At 64.0% G+C, this 19,363-nt stretch carries 16 protein-coding genes; all 16 read right to left on the reverse strand.

Annotated elements, in window-relative coordinates; all coding sequences use genetic code 11:
• Nucleotides 1-108 precede the first annotated feature (108 nt).
• Nucleotides 109-2,616 (reverse strand): [protein-PII] uridylyltransferase, encoded by a 2,508-nt coding sequence (locus PCS43_RS03720; RefSeq protein WP_003942689.1) that lies wholly within the window; start codon nt 2,614-2,616, stop codon nt 109-111.
• On the reverse strand, nt 2,606-2,944 hold the full coding sequence (locus tag PCS43_RS03725) for a P-II family nitrogen regulator (RefSeq protein WP_003942772.1): 339 nt from the start codon (nt 2,942-2,944) through the stop codon (nt 2,606-2,608). The genes PCS43_RS03720 and PCS43_RS03725 overlap by 11 nt, the downstream gene beginning before the upstream one ends.
• A 56-nt stretch (nt 2,945-3,000) precedes the next feature.
• Entirely contained in the window at nt 3,001-4,260 is a 1,260-nt protein-coding gene (locus PCS43_RS03730; protein WP_042450902.1) for an ammonium transporter, read from the reverse strand.
• 247 nt (nt 4,261-4,507) lie between these two features.
• The gene (gene ftsY / locus PCS43_RS03735) at nt 4,508-5,953 is read right to left on the reverse strand and encodes a signal recognition particle-docking protein FtsY (RefSeq protein WP_007729309.1); all 1,446 of its coding nucleotides are present in this window, start codon (nt 5,951-5,953) and stop codon (nt 4,508-4,510) included.
• Between the two features lie 42 nt (nt 5,954-5,995).
• Entirely contained in the window at nt 5,996-9,583 is a 3,588-nt protein-coding gene (gene smc / locus PCS43_RS03740; protein WP_209908321.1) for a chromosome segregation protein SMC, read from the reverse strand.
• 26 nt (nt 9,584-9,609) lie between these two features.
• Entirely contained in the window at nt 9,610-9,894 is a 285-nt protein-coding gene (locus tag PCS43_RS03745; protein WP_007729313.1) for an acylphosphatase, read from the reverse strand.
• Nucleotides 9,895-9,899: 5 nt separating this feature from the next.
• On the reverse strand, nt 9,900-10,823 hold the full coding sequence (locus tag PCS43_RS03750) for an SMP-30/gluconolactonase/LRE family protein (RefSeq protein WP_209908319.1): 924 nt from the start codon (nt 10,821-10,823) through the stop codon (nt 9,900-9,902).
• A complete protein-coding gene (locus tag PCS43_RS03755; RefSeq protein ID WP_003942740.1) occupies nt 10,823-11,275 on the reverse strand; it encodes an OsmC family protein in 453 nt (150 codons plus the stop codon). The genes PCS43_RS03750 and PCS43_RS03755 overlap by 1 nt, the downstream gene beginning before the upstream one ends.
• Before the next feature lie 42 nt (nt 11,276-11,317).
• Nucleotides 11,318-12,187, reverse strand: coding sequence for a bifunctional DNA-formamidopyrimidine glycosylase/DNA-(apurinic or apyrimidinic site) lyase (mutM, locus tag PCS43_RS03760; RefSeq protein WP_003942752.1), 870 nt, complete (start codon nt 12,185-12,187; stop codon nt 11,318-11,320).
• A gap of 8 nt (nt 12,188-12,195) precedes the next feature.
• Nucleotides 12,196-12,969, reverse strand: a complete 774-nt coding sequence (gene rnc, locus PCS43_RS03765; protein WP_003942759.1) for a ribonuclease III — start codon at nt 12,967-12,969, stop codon at nt 12,196-12,198.
• 19 nt (nt 12,970-12,988) lie between these two features.
• Nucleotides 12,989-13,171, reverse strand: a complete 183-nt coding sequence (rpmF, locus tag PCS43_RS03770) for a 50S ribosomal protein L32 (protein ID WP_007729318.1) — start codon at nt 13,169-13,171, stop codon at nt 12,989-12,991.
• A 2-nt stretch (nt 13,172-13,173) separates the two neighbouring features.
• Nucleotides 13,174-13,734 (reverse strand): YceD family protein, encoded by a 561-nt coding sequence (locus PCS43_RS03775; protein WP_007729319.1) that lies wholly within the window; start codon nt 13,732-13,734, stop codon nt 13,174-13,176.
• Nucleotides 13,735-13,923: 189 nt separating this feature from the next.
• Nucleotides 13,924-14,685, reverse strand: a complete 762-nt coding sequence (locus PCS43_RS03780) for a DivIVA domain-containing protein (protein ID WP_003942696.1) — start codon at nt 14,683-14,685, stop codon at nt 13,924-13,926.
• Nucleotides 14,686-14,816: 131 nt separating this feature from the next.
• Complete coding sequence (gene coaD / locus PCS43_RS03785; RefSeq protein WP_003942776.1) at nt 14,817-15,311, reverse strand: pantetheine-phosphate adenylyltransferase; 495 nt, start codon at nt 15,309-15,311, stop codon at nt 14,817-14,819.
• Nucleotides 15,308-15,874, reverse strand: coding sequence for a 16S rRNA (guanine(966)-N(2))-methyltransferase RsmD (rsmD, locus tag PCS43_RS03790; RefSeq protein WP_030535425.1), 567 nt, complete (start codon nt 15,872-15,874; stop codon nt 15,308-15,310). Before rsmD ends, coaD begins: the two co-directional genes overlap by 4 nt.
• Nucleotides 15,871-19,275, reverse strand: a complete 3,405-nt coding sequence (locus PCS43_RS03795; RefSeq protein WP_003942675.1) for a pyruvate carboxylase — start codon at nt 19,273-19,275, stop codon at nt 15,871-15,873. The genes rsmD and PCS43_RS03795 overlap by 4 nt, the downstream gene beginning before the upstream one ends.
• Nucleotides 19,276-19,363 lie beyond the last annotated feature (88 nt).

A 19,363-nucleotide genomic window follows, 5' to 3' on the forward strand; every position in this document is an offset into this window, starting at 1 on the left:
GCTCCTGAAGGTCGTGCGAGTTAGCCGTGGATATTCTCGGGCACCAGCCTAGCCGCTACGCCCGCACCGATCCCAGCCGATGCGGGCGTAACTGCCGAAACCGGTCCGTCAATCCTCTTTCTTCTTGGGTTGTGGCACCGGAACCACCGCCAGCACCGCCTCCTCGACGCGCTCTCGCGCCGCGCGGGTATCGGCCTCACCGAAGTCGAGGCAGAACGCGTCGACCACCGAGGAACCCAAGGTGGCGACCTTCGCCCACCGGATGTCGGCTCCACTGTGTTCGAGTGCTGCGGCCAGTCGGCAGAGCAGGCCGACGCGGTCCTCGGTACGCAATTCGAGGATCGCCTGACCGTCACCGGGCGCGTCGAACCAGATGACCCGCGGCGGCGCCTGCGCATAGAGCACCGGAACCGCGGAATCCTTGTTGGTCTGGATCGGGTCGTCCCACTGCTCTGCCCGTGCCTCCTCGTCCTTCGCGTCGAGAAGTTCGAGCAAATTCAGTTCACCGGCCGAAGCCCGGATCAATTCCTGCCGGAGCAACACCGCCTGCGGGGGTGTGCCGAACCTCGGCGTCACGACAAACGAGTTGACCGCCGAACCTGCATGCGACCCCAGCGATGCGGAATGCACCCGCAACGACTGCAGCGCCAGAACTCCGGCAGCCCGAGACAGCAGCCCGGGTGCGTCGGGCGCGATGACGGTCACGACGTAGGTGTGCGCATTCTCGGCCGGAACGAGCGAGACGTGAACCCCGCCCTCCTCGGCGATGGCCAATTGCTCGGGAGCGAGTGGATCGGGTTGCGGGAGCTCCTCCCCTGCCATCAGCAAACGACAACGACGCACCAGCTCGCCGATCAACGACGACTTCCAGTCGCCCCAGACACCAGGCCCGGTGGCCAGCGAATCCGCTTCCGCCAACGAATGCAGGAGATCGAGAAGGGTCCCGTCTCCCTCGAGTGCGTCGACCACTCGCTGCACCGTTGCCGGATCGTCGAGGTCGCGACGGGTGGCGGTTTCCGGCAACAGCAAGTGGTAGCGCACCATCGCCGTCAACGTCGCGACGTCGGAAGGCCAGAGTCCCAAGCGATTTCCGATCGCGGTGGCCAATTCGGCACCGACGACGCTGTGGTCTCCCCCTCGCCCCTTCCCGATGTCGTGGATCAACGCACCGAGCATGAGCAGATCCGGCCGAGCGACGCGAGTGGTGAATCCGCTTGCATACGCGGCGGTTTCGACCAGGTGCCGATCCACCGTCCACGTATGGACGGCGTCGCGCGGCGGAAGATCGCGAATGGTCCCCCACTCCGGCAGGAGTCGACCCCAGAGCCCGGTCCGGTCCATCGCCTCGATCACCGGAACCGCACGCGATCCCGAACCCAGCACGACCAAGAGATCGTTGACTGCATTTTTCGGCCACGGCTCACGCAGTTCCGGGGCGTTGTCGGCCAGGCGATTGAGCGTCGACGCGGAGATGGGCATGCCGTTGGTGGCCGCCGCTGCCGCGACCCGCATCACCAGACCCGGATCCTTCTTCGGTCTCGCATCGCGCGCCAGAACAACTTCGCCGGCATGCTCGACGACGCCCTCGTCCAGTGGCCGCCGCACCGGCGCGCGACGCAGCCGCGACAAACCACGCCGGGGCAAGGAGTTTCCGGCGGTACGGATACCGACGTCGACCGAATAGCTGATGGTGCGCGCCGATTCGCTGAGAAGGCGGGCCAGATCGAATCGATCACCGATCCGTAGCGCCGCACCGATCTCGTCGGCGTCCTGTGCTCGCAGTTGGTCGCGGGCGCGACCGGCAACGCGGTGAAGTTCGGTGCGCACGTCGAGCAACCGCCTGTGCGCAAGTGCCAGACCGCCGCCGGGCGAGTTGGGTCCCAGCCCCGGCATCCCGTCGGTCAATTGCGCGATGGACAGGGCGTTGAGCAGTTGGACGTCACGCAGCCCGCCACGACCGCTCTTGAGATCCGGTTCGGCGCGATGGGCGATCTCGCCGCTGCGCTCCCACCTCGTACGGGTCTGGGTGATCAATTCGTCGAATCGGCTGCGGATGTCCATGCGCCACTGTCGTCGGACACCACTGATCAACAAGTTGCTCAGCTCCACGTCGCCGGCAATGTGGCGTGCTTCGAGCATTCCGAGTGCTGCCGTCATGTCGGTGGCCGCAACCTGAAGCGCCTGCGGAAGCGTCCGCACGCTGTGGTCGAGTTTGATGTGCGCGTCCCACAGCGGGTACCACAGGCTGTCCGCGACCTGGGCCACGACTGCTGGGTCCATGTCGTCATGCAGCAGAATCAGATCGAGATCGGAATACGGCAGCAGTTCGCGTCGGCCGAGACCACCCACGGCGACGATGGCAAACCCACAATCCGGTTTGATGCCCAGTTCGGTCCCCTTGGTGGTCAACCAGAATTCGTGGAGATCGACCAGTGCATGTCGCAGCGCGGGGGCGTCGAGCCTCCTGTTCTTGACGCCTCCGGTGAGTAGGGCCTTGCGTGCGCGGGCCAGGTCCGCAGCTTCGTCGGATCCCCCTGACGAGACCGGCCCTGGCCCCGTCGCTTTCGCGACGGAACCAGGGCCGAAGTTCTCGGACCCTTTCGGGTCAGAGTGCATCGCCACCGCGTTCCCCGGTGCGAACCCGGATGACCGACTCGACTGGCGAGACCCACACCTTGCCGTCACCGATCTTGCCGGTTCGAGCGGCCTCGACGATCACCTCGACCACCTTGTCAACGGCCGCGTCGTCGACGACGACCTCGACCCGGACCTTGGGTACGAAGTCCACGGAGTACTCCGCGCCTCGGTACACCTCGGTGTGGCCCTTCTGTCGGCCGTAGCCCTGAACTTCGCTGACTGTCATACCCAGCACTCCGGCCTGCTCGAGTCCGGTCTTGACGTCCTCGAGCGTGAACGGCTTGACGATTGCTGTGATCAGCTTCATGTGCTCATCCCTTTCCAAACTCTGAAGTGCCTGAATTCACTTTAATCACGTGCTGATCACGCGAGGTCGTATGCGGTCTCTGCGTGTTCGGTCTCATCGATGCCGCGTGCCTCGTCCTCGGCCGAGATTCGCCAGCCCAGGGGCTTGAGTGCGAAGCCGATGATCGTCGTCAGAACGCCGGTGAAGACGAGTGCTGCGAGTGCGATCACGATCTGAACCACCAGTTGCTTGTAGTCGCCGCCGTAGAAGAGGCCGGTTGCGGTGCCGAAGAATCCGATACCGATCGTGCCCCACAGGCCGGAGACAAGGTGAACACCGACGACGTCGAGCGAGTCGTCGAAGCCGAAGCGGAACTTCAGGCCGACTGCGAGAGCGGACAGGATGCCGGCTACTGCGCCGAGGAAGATGGAACCGACCGGGTTGAGCGCACCGGCAGCAGGGGTGATGGCGACCAGACCGGCGACCGCACCGGAAGCTGCGCCGAGGCTGGTGGCGTGGCCGTCACGAATACGCTCGGTAGCGAGCCAGGCCAGGACTGCGGCGCACGTCGCGGTGGTCGTGTTGACCCAGGCGAGACCGGCGTTACCGTCGGCGGCGAATGCCGAGCCGGCGTTGAAGCCGAACCAACCGAACCAGAGGAGTGCGGCGCCGAGCATCACGAAGGGCAGGTTGTGCGGACGGAAGGCGGTCTTGCCGAAGCCGAGACGCTTGCCGACGATGAGTGCGAGGACCAGACCGGCCATACCCGCGTTGATGTGAACGACTGTGCCACCGGCGAAGTCGATCGGAGCGACGTTGGCGACGGTGACTCCGTCGTCGTTGACCGTGGTGCCGAAGAGCTTTGCCGCGATGCCGTCCTCGGAACCCGAGAGGAGTCCGCCGCCCCACACCATGTGTGCGAGCGGGAAGTAGACGACGGTGACCCAGATACCCGAGAACAGGAGCCAGGTGCCGAACTTGACCCGCTCGGCCAGGGCACCACTGATGAGGGCGGTGGTGATGATCGCGAATGTCACCTGGAACGCGATGTCGATGACGTTGGGGTAGCCCCAGGCGCCGGCGATGAAGTTGCCGTCAGCATCGGTGATGCTGTTCTTGAGGCCGAAGAACTCGAACGGGTTGGCAAAAATGCCCCCGATGTTCTCGGTGCCGTAGGACATCGACCATCCCCACAGAACGTAGATGACGCCGATGACGGCCATGGCCCCGAAGGACATCATCATCATGTTCAGGACGGACTTGGACCGAGACATCCCGCCGTAGAAGAAAGCGAGGCCGGGTGTCATCAGCAAGACCAGAGATGCAGCCATCAGCATCCATGCGGCGTTACCGGAGTTCGCCAACAAATCGTCGGTACTCACTTACTACCTCCTAGTCGCACGTGCCGGGCAGCACGTCGTTAAGGAGAAGAGTGCTGGGCTGGTGTTTCGTCCATGGCGCTGTCGCGTTTCGCAGACGTGAACCAATTGCCCAACTTTGTTGCAAACAGGTTTCGCCAGGGGGTTCTACCGACCCTGTGCGCCTTTTCGGTAGTTCGCGCTACCAAAAAAGCGCACGGGGGCGTCAGCCCAGCAGGGCGTCGACGAACGCACCCGGCTCGAAGGGCGCCAGGTCGTCGGCACCTTCACCGAGACCGACCAACTTCACCGGCACACCCAGTTCATGCTGAACCTGGAAGACGATTCCGCCCTTGGCGGTTCCGTCCAGCTTGGTCAGTACGACGCCGGTGATGTCCACGACCTCCGCGAACACTCGTGCCTGCGCCAGTCCGTTCTGGCCGACCGTCGCATCGAGAACCAGCAGAACGTCGTCGACCGACGCCTTCTTCTCGATAACCCGCTTGACCTTGCCGAGCTCGTCCATCAGGCCGGTCTTGGTGTGCAGGCGGCCGGCGGTGTCGATGAGGACCACGTCGACGCCGTCCGCGATGCCCCGTGAGACCGCGTCGAAGGCAATCGCAGCGGGATCGCCACCCTCCTTGCCACGAACAACTTCAGCGCCGACACGCTCGGCCCACGTCTGGAGCTGATCGGCGGCGGCCGCGCGGAACGTGTCCGCGGCACCGAGCACGACGCGACGACCGTCGGCGACGAGCACGCGAGCCAACTTGCCGGTGGTCGTTGTCTTGCCGGTCCCGTTGACGCCGACGACGAGCAGAACAGCCGGGTGATCATCATGCGGCAACGCGCGGATGGAGCGGTCCAGTTCGGGACGCAGTTCGGCGATCAACACCTCGCGCAGAAGGGCGCGGGCGGCAGCCTCGGTCCGGACGCTGCGGGCCGCCATCTGCTCACGAAGCTTCGTGACGACTTTTTCCGTGGTCGCGGAGCCGAGGTCCGCGATGAGGAGGGTGTCCTCGACTTCTTCCCACGAGTCCTCGTCCAGATCGCCGCCACCGAGCAGACCCAGCAAGCTCTTGCCGACTGCTGACTGCGAGCGGGAAAGGCGCCCGCGCAGTCGGTCCAACCGACCCTCGGTCGGGTCGATCTCGTCCAGCACGCGCGGTGCAGGCTCGACTGGCGCGGGAACGACGACGGGCTCGGGTACGACAACGGGCTCGGGAACGACAACAGGTTCTTCGACAACCGGTTCTGCTACCGGCGCCTCTTCTACTACCGGCTCTTCGATAACCGGCTCCTCGACGGCGGCCGGCTTCTCCGCAACAGGTTCTTCGACAACCGGTTCCGCGACAGTTGGTTCCTCGATAACCGGCTCTTCGACGATCGGTTTTTCGACGACAGGTTCTTCGACGACGGGCGGCTTCTCGGCGACCGGAGGTGTCGGAACCACCGGAGGTGGCGCCGTTGCCGTCGACCCCTGACTGAAGTTGAACCCGCCACCGGCCTTGTAGCCGCCTGACTTGTCCTTCTCGGGGGCGCCGAGCTCCGGCTTCGTCTCGGGCGCCTTCAGCGATACCTGCCCCTTGCGGTAGCGCAGGAATCCGGCAACGAGAACGACGAGTAGTACGGCCGCTACAGCCGCGATGATGATCCAAGCCTGGGTAGTCACCGGCCCATTGTTTCAGGCTCCGACCCGGAAAGTGAGCAGGGCTTACGTCGAGGCCATGTCTTGACCGCGAAGTCGCTGCGAAATCACGGTGGTGATGCCGTCGCCGCGCATGCTGACGCCGTACAACGCATCGGCGATTTCCATCGTCGGTTTCTGGTGAGTGATCACGATCAACTGCGACTTCTCCCGCAATTGTTCGAAGAGTCCGATCAGCCGCCGCAGGTTGGTGTCGTCCAACGCCGCCTCGACTTCGTCCATCACGTAGAACGGGGACGGGCGTGCCCGGAAGATCGCGACCAGCATGGCCACCGCGGTCAACGACTTCTCGCCGCCCGACAGCAACGACAACCGTTTGACCTTCTTACCGGGCGGACGCGCCTCGACTTCGATGCCGGTGGTGAGCATGTCCGAGGGATCGGTGAGGACCAGCCGCCCTTCTCCCCCGGGGAACAATTTCTCGAACACTCCCACGAACTCACGCTCGACGTCGGCATAGGCCTCGGTGAACACCTGCAGTATTCGTGCGTCAACGTCTGCGACCACAGCAAGAAGGTCCTTGCGTGCGGTCTTGACGTCCTCGAGCTGAGTGGAGAGGAAGGTGTACCGCTCCTCGAGAGCTGCGAATTCTTCGAGCGCCAGCGGATTGACCTTGCCGAGGGTGGCGAGGTCCTTCTCGGCCCGCTTGGCGCGCCGTTCCTGAGTCGCGCGGTCGTACGGAAGCGGAGCGGGGGCGGTGACCTGCTCCCCACGCTCCTTGGCCTGCTCGTACTCCTCGATTTCGAGAGCGGTCGGCGGCAGTTCGACCTCGGGCCCGTACTCGGCGATCAGATCGTCGAGGCCGATACCGTACTGATCGAGGATCGACTCCTCGAGTTGTTCGATGCGCAGCGCTGCCTGTGCCTTCGCTACCTCGTCGCGGTGGACGGCGTCGGTGAGCGAAGCGAGTTGTCCGGTCAGTGCTCGGACTGTCTCGCGGACCTGATCCAGCTTGGCCGTGCACTCGCTGCGGGCCCGAGCCAACTCGTCGCGGTGAGCAAGAGCCGCGGCGACGACGGTCTCGAGTTCGGCCGCCACGCGCTGTCCCGACTCGGCGACGGCAGCTGCAACTTCCGCAGCGTGCGCTCTGGCGCGCAGAGCCCGCTCGGCGCGAATCCGCGCTTCTCGTTCCGCGGCGGCCGCACGCCGAAGCGAATCGGCCTTTCCGCGTACGGATTCCGCACGCTCTTCGGCGGTGCGGACGGCAAGGCGAGCATCCATTTCGACGATGCGCACTTCGGCGAGCGATGCTGCGGCCATTTCGCGATCGGCAGCGGTCGATTCCGCACCGTGTCCCGGTGCACTGCCGTCGGTTTCGGCGACGCGCAGACGTTCCTCCAGATCCGCGAGCTTTGTCAGCGACTCACCGCGGCCCTCCTCGGCACGCACTCGCTGGGCGGTCAACCGCTCGGATTCCGCGTGGGCGACTCGTGCTGCCTGCCCCAATCTGCCCAACTGCTCGTAGATGGCGGACATGGCGGCGTCCGACTCGTTGAGCGCTGCCAAAGTTTGCTCCGCGGTCTCGCGTCGAGCGGCTTGTTCGGCCAGAGCGCCGGACAGCGCCGCGTCGAGTTCCTCGGATCGGCTCTCCGTTGCCGCCAGTTCCGCTGCTGACGCGTCGATCGCCGCCTGCACCTTGAGCGTGCTCGGTTGCCGATCCGAGCCACCGATCATCCACCCCGAACCGTGCAGATCGCCAGAACGCGTCACTGCGCGAATTCCCTTGTGGTCAGCAACAACTCGAATCGCGTCATCGAGAGTCTCGACCAGGACGACGCCATCGAGGATGGCGGTCAATCCGGCACGCAACTCGTCAGGGCAGTCGATGACGTCGACGGCCGGACGACTACCCGGCGCGATCTCGGCCTCGCGCTTGATCGCCGGTTCACCGCTCACGATCAGTGATGCACGCCCACCGTCCTGATCGGCCAGTGCTGTGACAGCGGAGCGAGCAGAGTCCAGCGACTGCGCCACGACGGCGTCCGCCGCCGGCCCCATCGCGGCAGCGATCGCGGCCTCGTAGCCGGGTTCGACGTGAATCAATCCGACCAGCGAGGTGATGCCGTCGTCGCCGCGGTGTTCGAGCAGCCAGCCGCCACCGTCCTTGCGCTGCAAACCCATCGACAGTGCCTCGATGCGCGCCCGGAGCGAAGCGATGCGTTGCCCGCTCGTTTTTTCTTCCTCACGAAGCTCTTCGACGCGCGCGTCGATCATCTCGAGAGCCTCGATGGCGCGTTCGTGATTGGTATCGAGGCCGACTTCACCGGCGTCGAGGTCCCCGATGCTTTCTTGCACCGTGTCGAACTCGGCCTGTGCGGCATCGCCACGCAGACGAGCCTCGTCGATCGCCTCGGTCAGCCGAGACACTTCCGCGTCGACGGATTCGACGCGGGTACGCAGAGTGTCGACCTGACCGGAGAGTCGAGCAAGACCTTCACGGCGGTCGGCGACGGCACGAACTTCCGCCATGTGCGCCCGTTCCGCTTCTGCTGCAGCATCTTCGGTGGCTGCGAGCTGGTCCCGAGCAGCTTCCGAGGCCGCTCGCGCGATTTCGACGCCTTCGAGGAGTTCGGCCTCCTCGGCAGCAAGACGTTCGGCGCGCGCCTCCATCTCGTCCGGGTCCTGGCCGCGGTTGCCGACGGGTTCGGAGTCGAGATGACGCGCACGCTCGCGGGCGATGCGCACAGTGGCGTTCACGCGTTCGGCAAGCGCGGAAAGCTGGAACCAACTCTGCGCAGCGGCTTCCGATCCCGGAGTCAGACGAGCGAGAGCCTGCTCCTGGCGCCCGAGTTCGAGGTTGGCCTCGTCGAGCGCAGCCGCCACCTGGTTGTGCTGTTCACGGGCCGCTTTCTCGTCCTGTGCCTGGTCGTTCAACTGGTTTCGACGGGTCACCAGATCGTCAGCGGCCAGACGCATCTTTGCATCACGCAGGTCAGCCTGGACCGTCTGTGCTCGCCGAGCAACCTCGGCTTGGCGTCCCAGCGGTTTGAGTTGCCGACGCAGTTCCGCGGTGAGGTCACTGAGGCGAGCGAGATTGGCCTGCATGGAATCGAGTTTGCGCACCGCTTTTTCCTTGCGGCGGCGATGTTTGAGGACTCCCGCGGCTTCTTCGATGAAGGCGCGTCGATCTTCGGGACGGGATTCGAGGATCGCGGCGAGCCGTCCCTGCCCGACGATGACATGCATTTCGCGGCCGATGCCGGAGTCGCTGAGCAGTTCCTGGACGTCCATCAGACGGCAGGACGAGCCGTTGATCTCGTACTCCCCCGCGCCGTCGCGGAACATGCGGCGCGTGATCGACACCTCGGAGTACTCGATCGGGAGCGCCCCGTCGGCGTTGTCGATGGTCAAGGTCACCTCGGCGCGGCCCAGCGGCGCGCGGCCGGAGGTGCCGGCAAAGATGACATCTTCCATCTTGCCGCCGCGCAGGGCCTTGGCGCCCTGCTCGCCCATCACCCAGGTCAACGCATCGACGACGTTGGATTTACCCGAGCCGTTCGGGCCGACCACACAGGTAATTCCCGGCTCGAACCGAAGAGTCGTTGCCGACGCAAAGGATTTGAATCCCTTGAGTGTCAGACTCTTGAGGTGCATGGGGGGAAACTTTACCGCCAAACCGGTCAGCGTTCGACGAACCCTGTCAGGTCGCCCCTGGCGGTGTCCCAGCTGTCGACCACGAGATCCACCGTGCCCGGGGTAGTGCCGGAGCGCAGCAGCTCCACCAATCGCTCGAGCTGCGTGCGTTGGCCTTCCGCCACGACGAGCACTCGACCGTCACGCTGATTGGACGCATATCCGATCAATCCGAGTTCGAGAGCGCGGGCCCTGGTCCACCACCGGAACCCGACGCCTTGAACGTATCCGTGAACCCACGCCGTCAACCGCACAGGCGCTGCTTCAGCCATGACGCTCAGCCCGCCACACGTTCGAGACGGTGAACGTCACCCAGGAATCCGGTGGTGTAGAGCGCGTTGGGATCCCAGCCCGGTCCGGCGCCGAACTTGACCGCAGATGTGAACGGCAGACCCGAGGCGATCTCACACGAAGATCCCGAATCCGGATCGACGCGAACAACTTTGCCGCCTGCATTGAATGCGACGTACAACGCGCCGTCCGGTCCGACGGTCAGATCGTCCGCCATGTTTGCCGGACCGAACCCGGGGAGCGTGATCGTTCGCACCGGCCCGCCCAGATCGTTTGCGTCGAGGATGTGGACGGCGGTGACCATGTCGAAGGTCGTGCTCACGTAGATCGTCGAACCGGAGCGTGCGAGGCCGTCGACGGTGCCGAGGTCTTCACGAACGATCGAACTGCTTCCGTCACTGTTGACGACCGTGAGCCCCGGTCTGGCGAGTGTGCGGGCAGTGAGGAAACGGTTATCGTCCAGCTGCACAAGCCCGTTCGGCATCACCAGACCGTCGGCGATCGTTGTCACCGACCCGTCTGCGACGTCGACCTTGCGGAGGCTGCCGTCGGCGATTCCGAACAGTCCCGAGACAGTCGAGTTGCCCGTGGTGAAGTACACGGATCCCTCACGCGCGACCAGACCGCCAGGTCCGGTGAGGTCACCGACCAAAGTTGTCCGTGTTCCGTCCGGCGCCACTTTCAGCAGTGCACCCGGCCCGATCAGAGCCGACTGCGACAACACCATCGATCCGTTGCCGTCGAATTCGAGGTTCTCGAGCATTCCGGCACCAGTCGCCACGACGCTCGACGTCCATGTGCCGCAACTACCGGCCGAGCCGTCGGCCGGGACCGAGGCCTGTGCCGGAGCACTCAGCGCCACAACGGAACCCAGGGCGATCGCAGCGACAACGCTGCCGGCGCGGAACATCAGGCTTCCGTGTCGAACGACAGAGTGACCTTGGTTCCGGCCTTGAGGGTGCGCCCGACCGTGCATACCTTGTCCACGGAACGCTCGACGAGAGTGATGAGGCGCTGCTGTGCCTCGGCATCCAACTCGCTGAGATCGAGCTCGAGGACCTCGTCGAGCTGCGGGTAGACTTCGTTTTCACGATCGGCGGCTCCGGACACTCGGACCGTCGCATCGTAGTTGTCACCGAGCCGGCGCGAGATCGGGAAGTCGGAGCTCATCCCCGTGCATGCGGCCAGTGCAATTTTGAGGAGTTCGCCGGGCGTGAAGACTCCTGGCACCGATTCGGAGCCGATGAGAACCTCTGCGCCGCGCGAACTCTTGCCGGTGTAGAGGCGGGTTCCGGTTCGTTCGACCCAAAGCTCCGTGTGAGCCGGGGCGGTTGCAGTGGTGTCGGGAGTCTGTTCAGCCATGACGCAATCTTGCCACTCCGCCGAACCGAAGGGGCGGGAGACCTAGGCGATTCGCCGTGCCCTCGGGGTCGGCTGGCACCGCGGGCAACTGAACGACGATCGATTCATGAACTTCTCACGCTTGATCGGCGCGCCGCATCGCGGGCACGGGAGGTTTTCCTGCCCGTACGCCGACAGCGACCGGTCGAAGTAGCCCGATTCCCCGTTGACGTTCACGTACAGCGCGTCGAAGGACGTACCGCCCTGATCGAGCGCTTCACCCATCACCGAGTGTGCCGCGGTCAACAGTTCTCGAAGTTTGGGCCTGGTAAGCGTTTCGGCGATTCGGTTGCCGTGAATCTTGGCGCGCCACAATGATTCGTCGGCGTAGATGTTTCCGATTCCGGAGACCACCGTCTGGTCGAGAATCGCGCGCTTGATCTCGGTGTGCTTGCCCCGCAGGACTTTCACGACGGATTCGAGATCGAACGCCGCATCCATGGGATCGCGGGCGATGTGCGCCACCGACTCGGGCAGCATCGTTCCGTCGACCTCGACGAGGGGTGAAATCGACCAGCCACCGAAGGTCCGCTGATCGACGAATCGAAGATCGGCCCCGGAATCGAGGGCCAACCGAATGCGTAGGTGCTTTTCCCAGTCGACTGTCGGGGGTTGGACCAGCATCTGTCCGCTCATCCCGAGATGAACCACCAGTCCGACACCGGCAGGCTCGAGAACCAGCCACAGGTACTTGCCGCGACGCTCTGCCGAAGCGATGGTCTGCCCGGTGAGTTGGCCGATCAAGTCCTCGGAACCGAGAATGTGGCGCCTGATCGCGCGGGGATGGAGTACCTCGACGGCCTCGATCGCCGCACCTACAGCATGAGACTGTAGGCCGCGGCGAACGACTTCGACTTCGGGAAGCTCAGGCAAGAGTGAACTCAGCCGGCAAGATCAGGCGTGTCGTCAGCAGCGACTGCGGTAGCAGCGGCATTCTCCGACATCGTCTTCCATGCCGAACTTGCTGCCTTCTGCTCGGCTTCCTTCTTGGAACGACCGACACCGACACCCAAGGGTTTGCCACTGATGAGAACGGTGGCCGTGAATTCCTTGTCGTGATCGGGTCCTGTGGCGGTGATCTCGTAAACGGGAACTCCGGCACCGTGTTCTGCGGTCAGTTCCTGCAGACTCGTCTTCCAATCCAGACCCGCGCCCAGAAGCGGTGCGCGAGTGAGGAGATCGTCGAACAGATCGAGGACGACGCGTCGCGCAGTCTCGATGCCGTGCTGCAGGTGGATGGCGCCGAGAATCGACTCCATACCGTCGGCGAGAATGGACGGCTTGTCACGGCCGCCCGTCATTTCCTCGCCCTTACCCAGCAGCAGGTGTGCTCCGAGTCCACCTTCACCCAGAGTCCTGGCAACCTCGGCGAGTGCATGCATGTTGACCACGCTGGCACGGATCTTCGCCAGATCACCTTCGGATTTGTCCGGGTGGGACAGGTAGAGATTTTCGGTCACCGTGACGCCGAGAACGGAATCCCCGAGGAACTCGAGGCGCTCGTTCGTGGGCAGTCCGCCGTTCTCGTACGCGTACGAGCGGTGCGTGAGAGCCAGGGTCAGAAGACCGGGCTCTATATCTACGCCGACAGCGGCGAGGAGCTTGTCGTGATTGCCCTCGCCGCCGGCGGCTGAAACTGTATTTTCGCTCGTCATAGTCTTTCTCCGGGGAGAACTAGACAGCAGCGGTTACCTGGCGGCCCTTGTAAGTACCGCATGACGGGCATGCGATGTGGGGAAGGGTCTGCTCGCCACAGCCACGGTTGGGGCAGGTAACGAGGGTGGGCACAGTGGTCTTCCACTGGCTACGACGCGACCGCGTGTTGGATCGCGACATTTTGCGCTTGGGGACAGCCACTTCTACTTCTCCTCGGCTTCGGTGATCACAAGATTTTCGCTGGTGTTTGATTCCACGCCAAATTTGGCCGCGAGACCAGCCCAGCGAGGATCAAGTATGTCATGCCCATGCCCAGATTCCGCAATCGCCAGGCGAATGCCACATTCTGAGCACAATCCCAGGCAATCGTCACTGCACAGAGGCTGGAGCGGAAGCGCCAGCCCGACTGCATCGACGATGACCGGTTCGAGGTCGATTTCGTCGTCTTCGACCGCGTAGACCTCTCCCTCTTCCGTCGTCTCCTCGGTGGTGCTGTCCGGGTAAGCGAACAACTCCGTGAGATAGATGTCCACGGTGTCGGTGAAAGGTTCAAGGCACCGCGAGCATTCACCCTTGGTGGGTGCGTGCACGTTTCCGGTGACGAGAACGCCTTCGGACACTGCTTCGAGACGAAGATCGAGATCTATGTCCGCGCCCGCTTCGATCGCGATCAGATCGAGACCGATACGGTTCGGGGACTGAATTGTTCTCTCGACGGTACGCATCGACCCTGGACGACGACCGAGCTTGACCGTGTCCAGCAAAAATCCCGCATCACTTGACTGATGCGACGAACTACGACGATGCGTTGACAAAGAGAACTCACCTAACTGTTGAAACTGGTATGGGCAACCACTCCACAATACGGCAGCTACAAGGCAAATCCCAATTCGATCCACGAAAAAGTGGGCCGCCCCATATCGGACGACCCACCCTCGACTGACTTGTCTGCTCTATCGGCGCCGCTCGGAACGACGATCGTCGTCCTGGTAGTCGGGAACCCCCGAACCCGTTCGAAGCTGTTGACGACCACGCCCGACCGATCGAACCGTTCCGGTGAGGAACTCTTCGAACTCGGCCAACTTGGTGTCCACGTACAGGTCACACTCTGAACGCATCCTGTCGGACTCGGCATGAGCGGCGTCGATCACTCGCGCGGATTCCGCGTGAGCTGACTGGACAACCTCGGTCTGCGACACCAGACGAGCCTGCTCCGCCGTTCCCTCCGCCACCGAATGTTCGTACGAGGCCTGGCCGGACTCGATCATCCGATCGGCCTCGGCACGCGCCCGTCCGGTGACGGCCTCGTACTCACGACGGCCGTCGGTGACGGTCCGTTCCGCTTCTGCTTCGGCGTCCTCGACCAACTGATCGGCGTGCGCACGCGCTTCGGCAACCATGCGATCGGCCTGAGCCTTGGCATCGGACAGAATCCGGTCGGCGTCGTCGCGTGCGTTCTCCACAGTCGAGGTTGCCTCGGCATTGGCGCTGCTGACCGTCTTCTCGGCGTTTGCTCGCGCGTCACCGACCAATTTGTCGCGATGATCGAGGACGTCCTGAGCGTCGTCCAGCTCGCTCGGAATTGCGTCCCGGACGTCGTCGAGTAGCTCGAGTACGTCACCGCGAGGCACAACACACCCTGCGGTCATGGGAACACCGCGCGCCTCTTCGACAATTGCGACCAGTTCGTCCAGTGCCTCGAATACGCGGTACACAAGCAACCCCAATCTCTACCGGCCGAAATCGGCCCACATCGTCACCGGTCCACTCGGACCTGTGCCCGTTCCTGTCCAAGTTTGCCGGAAGAACGGCCAACGGGGTGTCGTCGTGGTCGGTGTGTCGGGGATCAGCTGTTTTCGGCTGCTCGCTCGGCGATACGTGCGAGTAGCCGAGAATGCACTTTGGCCGGCAACATGTCGGAGACGTCGCCGCCGAAAGTCGCGACTTCCTTCACCAGAGAACTCGACAGGTAGCTGTACGTCGGATTCGTGGCGACGAACAGTGTGTCGACGCCCGTGAGCTTCTGATTCATCTGAGCCATCTGCAGCTCGTAATCGAAGTCGTTCGCGCCGCGCAGACCCTTGACGATCGCGCTGAGACCTTCTTGTTTCGCGTAGTCGACCAACAATCCGTGCCACGACGTGACGCGAACGTTGGGCAGGTGACTCGTCGCGTCTTCGAGCATCTCGATCCGCTCGTCGATCGTGAACATGCCACGCTTGCTCTTGTTGATCAGCACGGTGACCACGACCTCGTCGAATTGCGCAGCAACTCTTCCGATTACGTCGAGGTGACCGTTGGTCACAGGGTCGAAGGATCCGGGGCAGACGGCGCCAGTCATGAGTCCAGACCGTAGCAGGTGGCCAGCTCGATGCGGGCTTCACCGTAGTTCTTGGCCTTGATCGGCTCGTAGCCCTGAGGCCACACGGTCTCCGGCGAGCGCGACGATCGTTCGAGTACCACGATCGTGCCCTCCCCCACCCATTTGTTGGCCTGCAGATCGGTGAGCATGGACACGACGGCCTCGTCGGTCACCGCATACGGTGGGTCCGCGATCACGATGTCGTATTCACGCGCGCTCGGACCCGAGACCACGGCCGCAACCGGAGCTGCGCGAACCGTCGCCCCAGGCAACGCGACAGTGCCGATGTTCGCCTTGATGACGGCAGCAGCCTTGGCATCCGATTCCACGAGAACAACGTGCTCGGCTCCCCGCGAGAGCGCCTCGAGGCCGAGAGCACCCGAACCCGCAAAGAGGTCGAGAACCGCGCACCCTTCGAGATCGATGCGCGCTTCGAGAGCACTGAACAGCGCCTCACGAACCCGATCCGACGTCGGACGGGTGCCGCTCGGCGGGACTCGCAGGCGTCGACCGCCCGCGAGTCCCGAGATGATGCGTGTCACTCTGCGGCGCTCTCCCCCGTCGAGACGACTACCAGCAGGTCTCCGCCCTCGACCTGTTGGACGGCGCTGATCGCGATCCGAGAGACGACGCCGGCGCGCGGCGAGGTGATCGCCGCTTCCATCTTCATTGCTTCGATCGTGGCCACGGTGTCGCCGGCCTCGATCTTCTGGCCTTCCTTCACCGCGAGCGTCACGACGCCCGCGAACGGTGCCGCCACGTGGCCCGGGTTGTTCTTGTCGGCCTTCTCCGCCACCGGTACGTCACTGGCAATGGAGCGATCGCGGATCGAGACCGGGCGCAATTGACCGTTCAGGATGCACATGACAGTGCGGTAGCCGCGCTCGTCGGGCTCGGAGATCGCTTCGAGACCGATGATCAGCTCAACGCCGGGAGCCAACTCGACGCGGTGTTCGTCGCCGCGCCGCAAACCGTAGAAGAACTGGTTCGCCGAAAGCCGCGACGTGTCACCGTACTTCTCGCGGTGTTCGAGGAATTCCTTTGTCGGGCCGGGGAACAGCAGACGATTCAGCGTCGCCTGACGGTCCTTCGACGAGCCCTCGAGCAGCACCTCGTCCTCAGCGGACAACGTCGCTTCGGGCTTGGCCTGGCCACGTCCTTCGAGTGCCTTGCTGCGGAACGGTTCCGGCCAACCACCGGGAGGCGTACCGAGTTCACCGCGCAGGAAGCCCACCACGGAGTCGGGAATGTCGAACTTCGCCGGATCTGCGGCAAACTCCTCCGAAGGCACGCCGGCGCCGACAAGGTGGAGGGCGAGGTCGCCGACGACCTTCGACGACGGCGTCACCTTCACGAGATGCCCGAGCATGCGGTCCGCGTCGGCGTACTTGGCTTCGACCTCTTCGAACCGGTCGCCGAGACCGAGAGCAACGGCCTGGGTCCGGAGATTGGAGAGCTGGCCGCCCGGAATCTCGTGCGTGTACACACGTCCCGTCGGCGCCGGCAGTCCGGATTCGAACGGCGCGTACACCTTTCGCAGCGCCTCCCAGTACGGTTCGAGGTCGCACACGTTCTGCAGGTTCAGCCCGGTGTCGAACTCGGAGTGCGCAGCGGCGGCAACGATGGCCGAAAGCGCAGGCTGACTGGTGGTTCCGGCCAGTGCCGCCGAAGCACCGTCGACTGCGTCGGCGCCCGCCTGCCACGCGGCGAAATACGTGGCCAACTGTCCACCGGGGGTGTCATGCGTGTGGACGTGAACCGGAAGATCGAAGTTGCTGCGTAGCGCCGTCACGAGCTTGGTGGCCGCCGGAGCGCGCAGCAGGCCCGCCATGTCCTTGATCGCGAGCACGTGAGCGCCCGCATCGACGATCTCTTCTGCCAACTTCAGGTAGTAGTCGAGCGTGTACAGCGTTTCGTTCGGATCCGACAGATCGCCGGTGTAGCTCAACGCCACCTCGGCGAGAGCCGTTCCGGTCTCACGCACCGCGTCGATGGCAGGGCGCATCTGGTCGACGTTGTTGAGCGCGTCGAAGATTCGGAAGATGTCGATGCCGGTGTCGGTGGCTTCCTGAACGAATGCACGCGTGACCTTTTCGGGATACGGCGTGTAGCCCACCGTGTTTCGACCGCGAAGAAGCATCTGGAGGCAGATGTTGGGAATCGCCTCGCGCAGTGCGGCAAGCCGGTACCACGGATCCTCGTGCAGGAAGCGAAGTCCCACATCGTAGGTCGCGCCGCCCCAGGCTTCGATCGAGAGCAGTTCCGGCGTCAACCGCGCAACGTGCCCCGCTACTCCGAGCAGTCCGCTGGTTCGAACTCGCGTGGCCAACAACGACTGGTGCGCGTCACGGAAGGTGGTGTCGGTGACGCCGACTGCCTTCTGCTCACGCAGTGCCTTCGCGAAACCTTCGGGTCCGAGTTCGAGGAGGCGCTGACGGCTACCGGCAGGAGGAGGCGTCGAAAGATCGATCTTGGGCAGCTTGTCCTGCGGGTACACCGCCGAGGGCCGCTCCCCGTGCGGCTTGTTGACAGTCACATCCGCGAGGTAGGTCAGGATCTTCGTGCCGCGGTCTGCCGAAGAACGCAGAGTCAGCAGCTGAGGACGTTCCTCGATGAAGGAGGTTGTCACGCGTCCGGCCCGGAAGTCCGGGTCGTCGAGAACCGCCTGCAGGAACGGAATGTTGGTCGAGACACCACGAATGCGGAACTCGGTGACCGCGCGGCGAGCTCGCGCCACAGCGGCTTCGAGGTCGCGACCGCGACAAGTGAGTTTGACCAGCATGGAATCGAAGTACGCTCCGACCTCGGCGCCGAGTGTGGCGCCACCGTCCAAGCGGATACCGGCTCCGCCCGGGGTGCGGTACGCGGTGATACGGCCGGTGTCCGGGCGGAATCCGTTTGCCGGATCCTCGGTCGTGATGCGGCACTGCAGCGCCGCGCCGCGAAGCTTGATCGTCTCCTGTGACAGACCAAGTTCTGCAAGCGTCGAACCGGACGCGATCTTGAGCTGCGACTGGACCAGGTCCACGTCCGTCACTTCTTCGGTGACGGTGTGCTCGACCTGAATTCGCGGGTTCATCTCGATGAAGACGTGGTTGCCGCGCTTGTCGAGAAGGAACTCGACGGTGCCCGCGCACGTGTATCCGATCTCCTTCGCGAAGGCGACGGCGTCGGCACAGATCTTGGCGCGCAACTCTTCCGAGAGATTGGGCGCCGGAGCGAGCTCGATCACCTTCTGGTGGCGACGTTGCAGCGAGCAGTCACGCTCGAAGAGGTGGATGACGTTGCCCTGCTCGTCGGCGAGGATCTGCACTTCGATGTGCCGGGGGTCGATGACGGCCTGCTCGAGGAAGACCGTCGAATCGCCGAAGGCCGATTCCGCTTCGCGTGCTGCGGCTTCGATCGATTCCTTGAGCTGTGAGCGCTCCGCAACACGGCGCATTCCGCGCCCACCGCCGCCTGCGACAGCCTTGACGAAGAGCGGGAAGGTCATGTCCTCGGCGGCTGCGAGCAACTCGTCGATGTCCGCTGACGGCTCCGAAGACGCGAGCACCGGGAGACCGGCGGCCTTTGCCGCTGCGATGGCCCGAGCCTTGTTTCCGGTCAACTCGAGGATCTCGGCGGACGGGCCGACGAACTTGATGCCTGCCTCGGCACACGCCGCCGACAAGTCCGGGTTCTCGGAGAGGAAGCCGTAACCGGGGTAGATGGCGTCGGCTCCGGCGCTCTTGGCGGCGGCGACGATTTCCTCGACCGAGAGATACGCGCGAACGGGGTGACCCTTCTCCCCGATCTGGTAGCTCTCGTCTGCCTTGAGACGGTGGATCGAATTCCGATCCTCGTACGGGAACACCGCGACGGTTCCGGCACCTAGTTCGTAGGCGGCGCGGAAGGCACGGATCGCAATTTCGCCGCGGTTCGCGACGAGCACTTTGGAGAACATTCGAGAAAACTACCCCGATTTCATCTTGCGTCTACATGCGGAGTCTCATATTTCGGACTGAATCGAGAAACCAACCCGGCGGTCCTCG

Source organism: Rhodococcus sp. C-2 (assembly GCF_027854095.1).
GTDB lineage: Bacteria > Actinomycetota > Actinomycetes > Mycobacteriales > Mycobacteriaceae > Rhodococcus_F > Rhodococcus_F qingshengii.